Origin of the sequence: Pseudoalteromonas arabiensis, assembly GCF_001550155.1 — a bacterium.
Lineage (GTDB): Bacteria > Pseudomonadota > Gammaproteobacteria > Enterobacterales > Alteromonadaceae > Pseudoalteromonas > Pseudoalteromonas arabiensis.
The window spans coordinates 125614-140068 of sequence record NZ_LRUF01000008.1; the positions used below are offsets into that span (position 1 = coordinate 125614).

Below are 14455 nucleotides of genomic sequence, written 5' to 3' on the forward strand. Positions count from 1 at the left end.
CTTTATTGGTTTTAAACGTTAGAGCTTACAAGTGGTAAAAACAGCAAATGTATGCTGCTTATCCTCTTTAGCCGCTATATCATATGTTTGTGGTTCATGTGCGATATCACACACCAAATCATTCAAGTACTCGGTGAGTGTATCTTTGTGCTCATAAGGAAATACTCTAACAGCCCAAATAGTTACTTCCTCTGCATTTTCATCTAATGTGTAAATATGTTGAATAACAGATTCATTGTCGAACATGTTTGATGGCTTTGATGTTTTGATCACTTTTTCAGGAAAAGAAAAACGGCCATCAGTACCCGTTGTTACTTCATCAATATAATCATCGCCATAATTTAGTTTACGAAATACCTTTTTACCAGCAACAGGCTGCTCTTCGTATAGCAAACGACCTTCAACCGGCGCTGATAGCTCAAACTCTTCCTTACTAAAAAAACCAAACATATTTGCAAAAACCTGTGTTGTAGTAAATAAAATTAGCAACGCCACTGCTGCAATAAGCATTGGCAATTTAAATCGCTCTATTAACAATATAATCTCCTTAAAATCACAACTCACAAGCGCCATAGATTGTAAAATAATGATCTAATGCTTCTTTAATAGGCACATCATAGGTGTGTGGTTTCTTAGCAACATCACACCGTAACCCATTAAGAAGCTCCCTTAGCGTTTCACTATTTTCATAAATTGAAATACCCGCATACCACAGTACAATGCCTTCGGGTGTGCCATTGTCAAGGTACACATGCTGAATTAGTGCATCATTATCAAACATATTTGATTTCTTCGAGGTGTAAATTCGCTTTTCATCAAAGGCGAAAAAGCCGTCATCATTTGTTATTGTTTCATCTATGTACTCGTCGCCATAGGTGAGTGAACGAATAACTTTTGTATTAACAACGGGCACCCCGTTATCTAATAAAACACCCTTAATAGGAGCCGATAACAAAAAATCATCTTTATTAAACAAACCAAAAATATTTGCAAAAGCGTTTGAGCCAGTGAATAACGCCATAATAGCCACGATTATTCCCAACAATGAACACTTTAACCGCGGCAACAGCAAAACTCCTTTTTAGCACTCAGATAAAAATAGGCTCTGTAATTAAGCTACTTTAAACGTGAAATAAGAATCTATAATGACTTAAGTACGCTTTAAAGGCTAAACACACTAATACAGCTAAAAAATATAATTATTTATTCTAATAAGGTACAAGTCGGATAACAAGCAAATTGCGCAAAAAAGATACTGAAAATTCACTTAAGCTTAATTAAAAAACAGCTCATAAATAACTTTGCATATCACACTAAAGCCTATTCCCATCATGAGTATATACCCAAAAAACAGCCCAATAGCCCCTGCTGATGGATCCTTTTTTACATCAATTTTTAAACACAAGGAGCAAAAAACAATAAAGATAATAAAGTTAGCAATAATCCCAACAATATAAGCTTCTCCAAATAACGGGGCGACCCCCGCCAGCGCTGCACCCAGCGTAATAAGCAGGCCAGAAGGTGCTTTTTTAAATGAACTATGATGTTCAATAACCTTTATCACAAGCGTTATTATCATGAGGATTAAAAAGTACAATGTAGGCCACAATGCGTTATATAAATAATCTACACTAAATAGCTGGCTCACTGTAAAAGCGCTTTCATCGTTTGCAGGGGGGATAGCAGTCTGTGCGGCCTCTACGGGGTCATCCATAAAAAAGTACGCAATTGCCATAGCAATTAATTTTATAATCCCGAAAAAGATAAAGCCTGCAATCGTAAAGCTGATCGCATCATCCTTTGTGACAGGTTTTTTGGCTTTACTTGCCAAAATTACAGCGAGTAATAACCCCAATACCCAGACCCCACCTAGGTAAAGTAGCGCCTCAAAAAACTGGCTAAAATAGAAAACAGATACCCCAGGGGTGACAAACAAAAATAGAGCATCATCATTTTTGACCGGTGTATCTGTCATAGGGTGAAATTCTGGCTGTTTAAACAGAGCCAAATAAACAAACAACGGCTGTAAAACCAGCATTAACATACATGTATTAATTAATGTCACACATCATCCTTGAAACTAAGTTTTTGCTAGCAAAGGCCTGCCTAAACTCCTGTTAAAGATTAATCTTTTGAAAGTAGGTTTTTAATTTTAACAACCCAGATTCAAGCTCAAACTGTTGTATTTTAGGGTTTTTAAACTTAAATCCATTGGAAATATGCGTATTAATCATAGCAGCCATGCCTTCAAAGCCTAAAGGCGCACTCGCGACTAAATCAGTCAGCAAAGGCTCAATTAGTGGCTGATGCTCTTCAATTAAATCAGGCTTGTTGTAAACATCGTTTACAAGCTGTGTGAGAGTTTGTTGGTGTTGTTGTTCCATAATATTTCTATAACGCTTTGGAGTTCGCGTTTATAGCTCCTTTTTCAGTGACGAGGGTTACGGCACTTTGTTTATTTTTTAAGATTATCTTTTTATAGCGAGGAAGAGAATACCCCAGTTTAATTAAAAGTAACTGAGCTAGAATCACAAAAATCCTCTGTAGTTGTTCCTAAATACACCTGTAAAAGCTGATTTTTTAGTATCAAATACAAAATGTTGACTAGTGGCTCTGTTTACAGGGACCATCACTGAATATACCAGCCCAGTTACTAAACTATCATGTGCAAAATTCAAGTTACAACTAATTACCCACTTCCCTTTTAATAGCCATTCCTAAAAGTTCTCAATAGAAGATAATTTGCTAACACTTGAATCATCACAAAGCCAGTAGTCTTTTTTGTCATCATGTTCAATAGTGACTGATTTCTCTTTAGTAATCATACCCAACTCTTCACTATGGTAGTCACTCAGGGTTATTTTATTACCATTGTGTGTAAACGTCATACTGTGTTCATTAACTAAAGAACGATGATAACTGGATTTACTCGCATCACTGATAGAGGTCATTTCAGTGAGCTTGACCTGTGCGGCGTTAAATTGCATAAGCTTATAACTGCCATCATGTTCACTGACAACCACATCAATCGGTGTGGGTTTATCCGCATGGCATTTAAAAATAATCGCTGACTCATTTTGCGATGCGCTGCACGAAGCAATAAAGCATATTGGTAATGCAATAAAAATCGAAGAAAATTTACTTTTTATCATATTTATCAAAAGCCTTTTTTAATTTCACGTCATACTTATTTTGTGCGTATTGAGAACCATTGTAACCTTCAGCAAATGCAGCCCAATTCAGTGTTATTAAGTGTTTTTCTAATCCTTTACTTTTCACAAAGTTGACAAATGCATCTAACTGTTTTCTTTGTGATGTAAACATTGTTTGAACAAACGCCTCTACACTAGCAAACCCTGCTGCACTATAGTTAAACCCCATAATTTGAAAACGCCCCCAAGAAGTCGATTTTAAAGCTTCTGTTACATCTAATTCCATAGCCTTTTCAAGCCTTGCGTATTCCTGCGGACCTCCTACGTATAAACTACGATTCCAACTTCGGCTCGAAATAGACGGATGACTTGAATCATATTTATGATTCGTTAGACGAGAGAAAATATGTGCTTCATATAGAATCTTAGGTTTGCGATTTGAGAAAAAAGCATCACCTGCGGATTCAACCTCAGCAACAGCTTTAATAGCAGCAACCTTACACCCAAGTTGATTCGCAACATCTTGAAAATCAGATTCTGACAATGCTTGTACATTCGAAGAGGCCACTGGTAATTTAAAATGAACCTGACCTATCGTTGTCAGCTTTTCATTTATTTTTCGGTGAGAACGACCATTTGGATCTATCCTGCCATCGGGACGCACCATACCTGCAACTTTGCTTTGAAACTGTTTTATTGCAGCAACAGTTTTAGAGTTTTCTGGGCGAGAACCTAAACGTCCGTCTACTGCTAATGCTTTTGTTGGTGAGATAAGTTTTAGTAATTTATTTAAAGCGGTTTGTACTGTTTTTACATCGGCTGGGGTATTAACACCACCTAGCCCAACAGATTGGGTTATTCTAATTACTGACATGTAAAAGTCCTTTTCATGTTTAAATATATAAACTGTGTTTATTTAAAACTGCTCTTAACCATATAAGAACGTACAGCGCGCATCTTATTATTAGTGATAGCGCTCTGTATCAACCTTACTTGACGCTTTCTTGAAATTACCAGAAGAAACACTCTATCTGTTATTTAGATTAACTGAATTTTAGTATTTGAACGCCAGAGCAAAAACAAGATAGACGCTTGGTTTATAAATAAAAAACCTTTAAAGAAACTCTAACTTAATTTAGAAATCTCTAAAAAAATCCATTTATAAAAGTCCAAGTCATCATTATCATTTTGATAAGGCATAACTGCAAAGTCATAATTAAGAGCAAAAATTAATTCATCTATGCTATATTTTTTTTCTTTTTTATTTTTATAGGTTTGCTTTACCTCTTCCCATAATCGCATTGCATTATCGGAATAGTTATCCTGCCAGTGCTCTTTCAATAAAGCCGAGTTATTGTATTTTAAAGTAAATGCCGACACATCTGCTCTTGTTAATGTATCTACATTTGGAAGTACTAATAGCGTTTTTGCCCAATACCTAGGATAACTTTCAGGTAAACCTTCCCATGACTTAATTTGATTTATGACATCTATGTCAAGATCTTCATATTCTTGACTATCAATATCGAGAGATTTGTACCACGCAAAATCTTCATCATATTTAAAATCAATTGAAAAGTCGCCTTCAGATGTCATTTCAAAACGTGCTTTATTCCAAGGAACATCATCTTCATTCTTTTTCATTATATGAAAGAGTGCATAGAAAGCATCAGAAACTTTTGATTCATATGCAACTCCATTTCGTTTATTAACACTAAAATATTTATAACCCTTGGAATCACTCTTATCTAAATATTTCTGAAACATCGTTACGGAAACATCTACTTTATCCATTAGTAATGTTAATGTGGCTATATCCCATTCATCAGGGAGAGCGTCAAACATCGCTTGCCCTATATGATTGTATATATCGTCGATTGTATCGAACATTTTGTATCCTTAGTTATCAAACTCTTTTTCTATTGGCTCATTACCATCAACCATATAAGTAGCAAAAAGAGTCTTCGGTGAAGTATTATCACCATCATATGTCACCGAAATCTCTACTTCTACTTCATTATCTTTATCTAATTCTTTAGCCCACTCTTTCTCCATTTCTCGCCATTCACCATAACGATTTTGGCCTTTTAGCTGGGGTACTAAATTTATTTTTTCTGCTGGGCCTTGAAAAAGCGTACCAATTAAATGCCCACCATCATACATTGGATCATCGCCACCATAGCTACTTTGTTTAGAACTGCGGTGTTTTTTATCTCTTGTCGTTTGATCTTTTATTGCTGATTTTGTGAGCTTACCTTTAACTTTTATTGTACGCCCTTGTTCATCTGTTTCATAAGTATAAATTGCAGGCTGACCATCATGAATAGAAGTTACCTCATAGATAGTATTAGCTTTAGGGTTTTCAAGTTCTTCAGCCCAACTTCCCCTCCCTCTCGGTTTATCAGACGCACTTCCAGCCAAGATTTTTACAATTGGCTTATCTACTTTTTCATTCTCAGCTTTAGGCTTTTTAAAGTTGAGTTTTTTCGGCTTTTCTTGCTCTTTGGATTTTTCTGGCTGATTGTTTGTGACTACAATATACCCACCAGACTCTTTACCCAAAACAGAACCATTAAACCTAAAGTCAGATAAAACTTTAGCATCTGGGTTTTTCTCTAACAACTCACCAACTGTTGCTTCTTTTAGCTCTACATCATTATCAAAATATCCCTGCTTCTTCCTTAGCTTTGTTAGCTCTCCCAAGTTTGGTTCTGAAGCTGCAAATAGGGCTTGATAATAATCAGGTTTTAAACCGTACTCCATTGCCTTTGAAACATCGAAAAACGGAGATTCATGAGGTGTCATAGGTGTACTTTCTAATGGACTTTCGAACCTGACTAACTTTGTATCGCTTGAAATATGCTCAACTATTTTTCCTGACGCACCTATAACTGGGATTAAATTATCAGTAGACGCACCTTCCTTACAACTCAATCCAAACGGATCTACCCAATTCACTGGATTAGGCGCATACTGATAATGATTTATACCACCTACCAAGCCAATGGGGTCTTGGTTTATAAAACGTTGTTGTTTTGGGCTATAATAACGGTAGCGGTTGTAGTGAAGACCACTTTCCTCATCAAAATACTGCCCTTGAAAACGTATTGGCTGAGTGAAGCTGTTTTTAATAGATGCCTCAGGCTCTTCATAGCCATACACATCCGCGTGGTTTTGCCATACAACTTCTGCGTTGTTGTTGGTTACAAAACGTGGGGTGTTGAGCTGGTCTAAGTGGTAGTAATACACCTCACCCTGTTTAATCAGTGCAACTGGGTGAAATTGATTGGGTAGGTTGATGTACCAGGTATATTCGCCGTGTTGGTATTCGCCAATTAGCTGGTCGTTATCCCAAATGTAATCAATCTTGCCATGCTCGGTATGCTTGGCAATGCGTCGACCCAATGGGTCGTAGTCGTAATGAGTGAGCGTACCATTGTTATTAAAGCTGCTTAATTGGTTGAACGCATTGTATTCACGGTGTGTTTTAATACCTTTACCGGTTTCACGAATTTGGTTGCCACATTCATCGTAATGAAAGTCGCTGTAGCCAAAGTGTGTTGGACAAAAATATCAACACGGTTTGAGCAAAACTGCCCAAACCTTTAAAACATCCATGTTGTTAAAGAGCGTTGTTGTTAGTATATAAATTTATAATTGCTGTCTATGTAATGCTAGGTGTTCTCGAAGTCAGGATTTAATCCCTTTGGATTTTATAGAATATTTATCACTCATTTGAATCATCGAAGTCAACCTCAGTGCCAAATGGCACCATTATGGCTTTCTCAACCATATGCTCTACTTTCTCATCATTTAACCTAGATAGGGAGTAAAATAGTTTTTGATTGACATACTTTGGTGTAGAGCCTTCATTTTTATCAAATGCTAAAAATGGATTACTATCGCATATTTCCGATGCTTTAAAATTGTGTAAAGTATTAATGTATGACTTAAGATCTTTAAAACTGTAAAGCTCTTTTAAAGAAGCAAGATCATCGTACTCCTCTTGATTCTCAGGAAAGTCGAACAAAAATACACCTTGAGCAGGTAAGGAATATTGTTGACAACAAAGTTCACAGTACCAAACCAAGTTATAATGATCAGCACTAAAACCAATAATGTATGGTTTCGGAGTTATTTCACTCTTTTTATTAATAGAATCGTTTAAATGGCTACACACTTTTTCACTTGAATTAAAAGCAAAATTTAATTTTTTATCAGATTTCATGCGCTGCCCCCAAATTTGGAAAGTTTCATCCTAAAAAACCTTACAAGGCTTAAGTAAAACAATATGTGTTTATTCTGCAAATTGAAGCTCGTTCCTACAATATTGTATTAAAATCAATCAAACTTAGGACGGAGTTTCTCTCGCATTTCGAACATATTACTAGGTGTAATGGCCCACCGTTTTGGATCATCAAATTCGAAATCAATTTTGAAGCGCTTTGTTTCTTTTTCCATTTGAAATAATAGTTGATTAAACTTTTCACCGCATTGCAAATAAATATCTTCTCTTAATTGTTCTAAAGTATTATCTAATAGCAATTGTTCATCTTCAATTGAAGCTATAGCAGGTCTAACCTTTTCACCATCGTATAAAAAACCTGAATTAGATATGTGCCCTTCTCCGAACTCAAAAATAAACACAAACTCTGTCCAAGGATTTTCCACAACTTTCTTACAACGCAAAAATAATCCAGCAATCTCGATTAATGTTTCATCTTTAATATTCATAAAATTCCTTTAAACTTCTCAATATCTTTCTTTGCAACCCGCCCAAAAGTCTCACCGCTCTGGTTATTAAACTTGTGTCGTTTTTCATAAACCACATCACCAGTTTTTGAGTCACATACCTCGTACTCACTAATTACATCAGTAGGCCGAACAGCTCCAGAAGGCTCAAGCGAAACCTTTAGCTTGACTTCAAATCCAGCTTCGGTCCAATCTGCCCACTCATTTTCCATCGACTTATAACTACCTCGATTGAAGTTAGAGTTCTGTGGGAATAAGTTCTTCGTTCCTTGATCACTCATAAAGCGATGGCCAACTAAATGACCGCCATCATCATCAGCTAGCCTATCTTCACCTCCAGCTTCACTTTGTGCTTTTTTCTCTTCATGTGAGCGTTTACCATGATAAGTAGATTTCAACGTTGCCTCAACTGAAATAGGCCTACCTTTACTATCAATTTTCCAAGTTGCTTTATTATCCTTAAACTCTTCCACAACTTCTGAAATATCTTCTTCACCTATCTTCCCATTCATCATATCACGTGTAAATTTACGGACTGATTTATCTCGAATAGAAGAGTTTTTAGGTGTACCTTCTATCCCACCAGCCTCCAACACGTCGAAAACGTGCGTTAAGCAACTTTGAGTAGCAGCATCATATAGAGGTGTTTGTAAATTATCAGGATCACCATCGGCTGCATCTAGGGCTATTTCACTATTGAGCATTAGCTGCCTCTGTAAATCAATCGCAGCTATCGCATCTGGCAACTTTATTGTAGCTTTTTCTATCAATTTACCTGCAAAGTCATCCTCTTCATCGTAGCTATCAATAAGGGTTCTACTACTAATACCATTATCATCAGTTCCACCCAGTTGATGTGTCTTAGTCACTTCAAGTTTAGTTTTTACCTGAATGGCAAAATGAGTATCTTTACCCCTGCCTATTCTAAGGACGGTGGCAATACCTTCCTTACAACTCAATCCAAACGGATCCACCCAATTAACTGGGTTCGGCGCATATTGGTAATGATTAATACCTCCCACTAAACCAATCGGGTCTTGGTTTATAAAGCGCTGCTGTTTTGGGCTGTAGTAACGATAGCGGTTGTAGTGTAGGCCGCTTTCTTCATCAAAATATTGCCCTTGAAAACGTATTGGCTGAGTGAATGTGTTTTCTTTATTAAAGTCAGCATTGGCCTCAGGTTCTTCATAGCCATACACATCCGCGTGGTTTTGCCATACAACTTCTGCGTTTTTATTTGTTACAAAACGTGGGGTGTTGAGCTGGTCTAGGTGGTAGTAATACACCTCTCCCTGTTTAATCAGTGCGACTGGGTGAAATTGATTTGGTAGGTTGATGTACCAGGTATATTCGCCGTGTTGGTATTCGCCAATTAGCTGGTCGTTATCCCAAATGTAATCAATCTTGCCATGCTCGGTATGCTTGGCAATGCGTCGACCCAATGGGTCGTAGTCGTAATGAGTGAGCGTACCATTGTTATTAAAGCTGCTTAATTGGTTGAACGCATTGTATTCACGGTGTGTTTTAATACCTTTACCGGTTTCACGTATTTGGTTACCACATTCATCGTAATGAAAATCGCTGTCGCCAAAGTGTGTTAGGCGGTCAGCCTCGGTTGCGGTTTGGATAACAGTATCATCAGTTAAGTTACTATCTGATGCTGCAATCGAATCGCTGTATTCGCTGTGAATAACATTAGTTGTATAGGCTGAATCGTTATTTTCAACGTGATTAATTGCATCGCTGGTATCAGCTTGCTGCTCGGTTAATTCGCCATTTTTTAGTTTTGACTGGCTAACAGGGTTACCAAAGCTGTCCCACTGGTATTGGGTAGTAGTATCAACCTCAGAGCTTGCTAGGTTTTGCTTAATTAACTGGCCAAGGTTGTTGTATTCAAAATTAATGTTATGACTACTAACCCCTTCTTCTTTACGCGCAATCAACTGGTTAACACTGTCGTAATTGTATGTACAGGTATCGAATAGTGCTTGCGCAGAATGGGTTAACTGCTGCTGTGTTAAGCGGTTGAATACATCAAACTGTTGAGTAAGGGTGACCTCATTACCAAAGTGCTGTGTTTGAATGTTATTTTGGCTGTCGTAACCAAGTTCAACCAGTTTTGTTAAATCGCCATTCGCCTGCTTTACTTGAATTGCACTAAGCTGACCAAATTCATTGTAGTGATAATCAAGCGTTGTTGAGTCAGGCAGAGTGAGAGACTGCCTTCTACCATAGTCATCATAGGTGTATGCAAGTTTATGTGTTTGATGTTGATTATGAATTTGCTCAACACTAATTAATCGCCCACCTTTATCAAACGCTTGTTTTATCGTCGACTGCGCATTATGAGCTCGCGCTATTTTGCCTTCTGCCGTGTAGGTATAATGGTTAGCGTTATTAATGATTTGTTTGCCTGTGGCAAGGCTTGCGTGCTGCGAAATTATGCGGCCTAGTTTGTCACGCTTAATTTTTACATGGCGTTTATCGCTTTGTGTAACTGACACTAAGCGATTACAAGCATCATACTTGTATTGTTGTATCGTGCCATCAAACCCCGTTACCTGAGTCGGGTTTTCATTTGCATCGTAGTTTATACGGTATACATGGCCGTCACTGCGCTCAATTGCCGTTAAGTTGCGCTCTTTATCATAAGTTAAATGCAGTGCGCTGCCGTCGGGTTGAATAACACAATGCGGCTGGCTTAGCCCTTCAAAATGTTGTTCTGTGGTATCGCCGTTGCTGTTTTGTGAGCTAACTAACCTACCCGCTTCATCGTATGTGAAGTATTGCTGTTGTTTATTTTCTGGATCATTTTGAGCAAACGCGGTGGTTTGCACAAGTTGCCCCTGCTCATTGTATTTATACTGAGTAAGCAGCCCTGCTTGGTTTATTGTTGCATTAATGCGGCCTAAGTTATCGTAGCTATAACGAATAAGCTCATTATTATGCTGCTTAGCAAGTAGCTCACCATGCTCGTTCCACGTATATTTTAAAACATGACCGTTAGGCGTGATATGTTGCGTTAAGTTACCTTGTTGATCGTAGCTATAAAGCGCAATTCGACCATCTGCTAGGGTTTCGCTTTGCAGTAATCCAGAGGCACTGTACTTACGTTGGATCTTGTCGCCATTTGGCAAGATAGTTAACACTTGTTGGCCGAGTTGGTTATAGCCAAACTGAGTACGAGTACCATCAGGTTGAGTAACAGAGGCAAGCTGACCATACTCTGTATAGGCATACTGAGTTTGATTGCCCAAGGGGTCTGTTTGTGTCAGCTTTTGTCCAAGCGCATTGTATCCGTAGGTTGTGGTGTGACCGTTGGCATCCGTATGCTCAATCAATTTACCTTGTTCGTTATGAACAAAATGCTCTTGATTACCGCGAGAGTCGATACTGGTTGTCTTATTCCCTTGATACTCAAACTCATAGCAATAGGTATTGTCATCACCCCATTGTTTTATACATTTGGCATCATAACCGTATGAATCCCATTCAAAATGATGACTAAAACCGCTTGCTCTGGTCCGCTTTATTAATAAATGCGCAGCATTGTACTCATAGCGCTCTTGCTCACCATGTTGGTTTGTTGCAGCAACTAAATTTTGCTGTTCATCGTATTCATAACGTGCCAGAGGCTGATCAATCAGAACAAGCTTATTTTGTTCATTTGTTCTATAAGCGTGAACTGTTTTTAGCAGTCCTTGTTTATTATATTTTAAAACGCAACCACGTGCTTTATTCACCTCTATGCGCTCTAAGCGCTCTTGAGAGTCATAATAAAAACGTGTGCTCTGGCCTTTTTCGTTAATGATTTTTTCAAGTAACCACGCAGATTCACTAGGCATAAACGTTAAGTGATGGTCATTCGGTGTTACCAACACTTGTTTGCCATTTGTTTTGTAATGCAAGGCAAGGTTACTGCTCAGCTGGTAGCTAGACTGGCCTGGTTTTACTTTTTCAAATCGATGAGTCGCACCATGTTCATCATGGTACTCTAACCAATAAGTGCCTTTTTTCTTCGGGCCTACTTTTGGGGGTGGTAAGTAATGCTCAGTTAATTTCACCATGTAATCATGGCGCCAACCATTACCAAGCAATGAGCGTTGATTACACTTTGATGAGCGATACAAACGTCGCCAATTAAGTGGCTTATTCGCAGCGAGCGTAAAATCCACTAACGGCAGTATTTCCTCGCCCGTCAACATTGAAACAGGGTCTGAACGACACTCTTGCTCTGTAATTGGAGTTTCACTGGCAGTGGCATTGCTTGCCCCTCCGCTATTACTTGCAGGTGCTTGCGTTGCTTTTTTACCGCTACTTGAGCTGCTTTGTGATTGTGATTTTTTGGCTTGCGATGAGCGAGTATTATCGCTCACTTGAATAACTGTTTTAGCTTTTTGTCGGTAACAGCTCACTGCGCCAGAGGTAAGCGCACTCACTAAGGCTGTGGCGGTTTCACGCGCAGATGCTTGCCTTGGACAATGAATACCCGCAGCTTGTAGTAGTTGAATGAGATCTAAACGTTTCGATGCATCACCACTTAATGCCGTGCCTAACTCAGCAACGTACTTGTACGCACTATCCGGCGTGCTCGTCGAAACAGGCTCAAAGCCACTGGGGGCTTTTTGCTTAGCTAACACCACACAAATTGGGTAGCTTATTCCTTGTAAAACAACTGCTCTGCTATCCATTAGTTGCACACTTCCTTACTTGTCCATAAGTATGACGCGACGGCTTGGTACTTGTTACTTTCTTGAGTTATCACTAACGCCTGAGACAAACTGTCATTGTAAAATGGGCTATTTGTCAGCGTTGCAAGGTTGATAATCCCTTCTAATGCACCTAGTTTTCCTAATTTATAATTAGGTAATTGAAAAATCGTCTGTTCATTAATTTTGTTACTTAACACTGGTAAATAATTTAACCAGTCATCACTTTCTACGCCATTTCCTGGGGCGAAAATTATATCTATTGGCTGCTCATTAAGCGATAAAACACGCTTTAGCTCCCCTTGAATAGGGTTATGCTTAGCAAGGTCTATCGAAGCAACCATCTCTGCTGATTGTAACATCCAACCAGTATTTATAAACTCGATATTAGCCGTGCTTGCAGCAACACCTAAATAATCAAACTGTTCGCGCTTATTTGCCTTAAAAACACCATCAATGGCAATCACTGTTACATTTTCAAGGCTGTTGGCTTGAGCCAACATTAGTGCTGAATGTATGCCATGGCAACCTTCAAAAAACAGATGCTCTAAGGGCGTGCCAAAGCATTGCTGTAAGCTCGTTGCAAAAAGTGTTTTTAGTTCACCTTGAAACGGCAACGCAGGTAAAAGCCACATTACAGTACCATTTTGCGCGAAATCCGTTTTATAAACAGACTTAGCTTTCATGATGCAGTCATACACAAACGCATCAGTTGAATGCCAAGGAACTACACAGCCTTCACTAGAGCCACCCTCTAATAGTAATTCTTCAGGACTGAGCTTATACGGCGTTTCAAACTGGTCGATGTTAATTTTAAATGCACTCAATGAACACTCTCTTGATAGTTTTTACTATCCAACTTAAGTGCATTTAAAATTGCTAATACTTGCCAGCTTTGTTGATCAACACCTTGCTGTTTTACTTTATCAATCGGTTGATTTAATGCATAGCCATATACTAAAGTTTTGCCAGCATAATATGACTCGTGCTCAGGCCAATGCTGGTTAAACTGCTGTTGAAAATCAACGATTGCTTGTGCATCTGTTAGTGCTTGCACCTGAGTTTCATAGGCCACTAAATTATCTAATTCAGCCCCCAAACAACGCTTTATACCATTAATAAGTGGCTCTGCATCTTCAATATCCGACAATAACGACACAACTAACGGAACATATTTAGGCATGCCTGTATGCAGCATCACTTGTAGCGCCTCTTCTCGAGACAGTGCTTGGCTTGCAAAGTTGCACACATGATTCACGCGTTGTTGATCCAGCAATAATAAATAAGCAGACATTAACGGTGAATTAATTAAATTTAGCTCAGCAAAATCGTTCGTGGTTTTAAACAACGCCTTTGTTGTTGGTAATTCTATAGCGGCTTGTTTAAATGCTTTAAATAACTCAGCATGCTGAGCAGACTGACTAAAGTAAATCGGCTTAAGTGCATCAAATGTCTGCGCATAAGCCGTTTGTGTACGACCACGATAAATTGCTAACTTTTCAACGAGTAGCTGTTTAACTGGCAACTCTTTTTCGTCATTTTCATTTAACTGCGCTACGCACTCATGAGTTAACTTTTTAGGCGACGTTAATAACGTGACCAAGCATGCTTCAGCCAATGTGCTTGTTAATACTTCGCCAGTATTCAAGTCTCGAAGAGCTTGCAGTAACTGGGTGGCTGACAATGTAACTTGCAGAATCTCAGAATCATAAGCATGAAGTTTTAATATGAGTTGCTGACGAGCTTGCATCAAATAGTCAACAGAATAGAAAGGATTCTGTTGTGCACTGTGTAGTTGATTTAAAGTATTTGAATGCGCTTTTAGCAACATAGCAAGCATGA

The 14455-nt window shown here is 38.5% G+C and carries 13 protein-coding genes; all 13 read right to left on the minus strand.

Annotated features, from left to right (window positions below; genetic code table 11):
- Positions 1-18 precede the first annotated feature (18 nt).
- The 13 genes from PAARA_RS03220 to PAARA_RS03280 all read right to left on the minus strand — a co-directional run bounded on the left by PAARA_RS03220 (position 19) and on the right by PAARA_RS03280 (position 14453).
- Positions 19-537 (minus strand): DUF6795 domain-containing protein, encoded by a 519-nt coding sequence (locus tag PAARA_RS03220; protein ID WP_062567637.1) that lies wholly within the window; start codon positions 535-537, stop codon positions 19-21.
- Positions 538-553: 16 nt separating this feature from the next.
- A complete protein-coding gene (locus PAARA_RS03225; protein ID WP_062568150.1) occupies positions 554-1021 on the minus strand; it encodes a DUF6795 domain-containing protein in 468 nt (155 codons plus the stop codon).
- Between the two features lie 252 nt (positions 1022-1273).
- Positions 1274-2065, minus strand: a complete 792-nt coding sequence (locus PAARA_RS03230) for a hypothetical protein (protein ID WP_062567638.1) — start codon at positions 2063-2065, stop codon at positions 1274-1276.
- Positions 2066-2117: 52 nt separating this feature from the next.
- Positions 2118-2384, minus strand: a complete 267-nt coding sequence (locus tag PAARA_RS03235) for a hypothetical protein (protein ID WP_062567639.1) — start codon at positions 2382-2384, stop codon at positions 2118-2120.
- A 333-nt stretch (positions 2385-2717) separates the two neighbouring features.
- Entirely contained in the window at positions 2718-3152 is a 435-nt protein-coding gene (locus PAARA_RS03240; RefSeq protein WP_062567640.1) for a hypothetical protein, read from the minus strand.
- The gene (locus tag PAARA_RS03245) at positions 3139-4026 is read right to left on the minus strand and encodes an N-acetylmuramidase domain-containing protein (RefSeq protein ID WP_062567641.1); all 888 of its coding nucleotides are present in this window, start codon (positions 4024-4026) and stop codon (positions 3139-3141) included. The genes PAARA_RS03240 and PAARA_RS03245 overlap by 14 nt, the downstream gene beginning before the upstream one ends.
- Before the next feature lie 251 nt (positions 4027-4277).
- Positions 4278-5042 carry an immunity protein YezG family protein gene (locus tag PAARA_RS03250; RefSeq protein ID WP_062567642.1) on the minus strand — a complete coding sequence of 255 codons (765 nt, stop codon included), beginning with the start codon at positions 5040-5042 and terminating at the stop codon, positions 4278-4280.
- Positions 5043-5051: 9 nt separating this feature from the next.
- Positions 5052-6557, minus strand: a complete 1506-nt coding sequence (locus tag PAARA_RS20865; protein WP_062567643.1) for a DNA/RNA non-specific endonuclease — start codon at positions 6555-6557, stop codon at positions 5052-5054.
- Between the two features lie 322 nt (positions 6558-6879).
- On the minus strand, positions 6880-7380 hold the full coding sequence (locus PAARA_RS03260) for a hypothetical protein (protein WP_062567644.1): 501 nt from the start codon (positions 7378-7380) through the stop codon (positions 6880-6882).
- A gap of 113 nt (positions 7381-7493) precedes the next feature.
- Entirely contained in the window at positions 7494-7886 is a 393-nt protein-coding gene (locus PAARA_RS03265) for a hypothetical protein (RefSeq protein WP_062567645.1), read from the minus strand.
- Positions 7883-12595, minus strand: a complete 4713-nt coding sequence (locus PAARA_RS03270; RefSeq protein WP_083515244.1) for an RHS repeat-associated core domain-containing protein — start codon at positions 12593-12595, stop codon at positions 7883-7885. The genes PAARA_RS03265 and PAARA_RS03270 overlap by 4 nt, the downstream gene beginning before the upstream one ends.
- The gene (locus PAARA_RS03275; RefSeq protein ID WP_062567646.1) at positions 12595-13440 is read right to left on the minus strand and encodes a hypothetical protein; all 846 of its coding nucleotides are present in this window, start codon (positions 13438-13440) and stop codon (positions 12595-12597) included. Before PAARA_RS03275 ends, PAARA_RS03270 begins: the two co-directional genes overlap by 1 nt.
- Positions 13437-14453: a hypothetical protein gene (locus tag PAARA_RS03280; RefSeq protein ID WP_062567647.1), complete on the minus strand. Its 1017-nt coding sequence runs from the start codon at positions 14451-14453 to the stop codon at positions 13437-13439. Before PAARA_RS03280 ends, PAARA_RS03275 begins: the two co-directional genes overlap by 4 nt.
- Between the last annotated feature and the right edge of the window lie 2 nt (positions 14454-14455).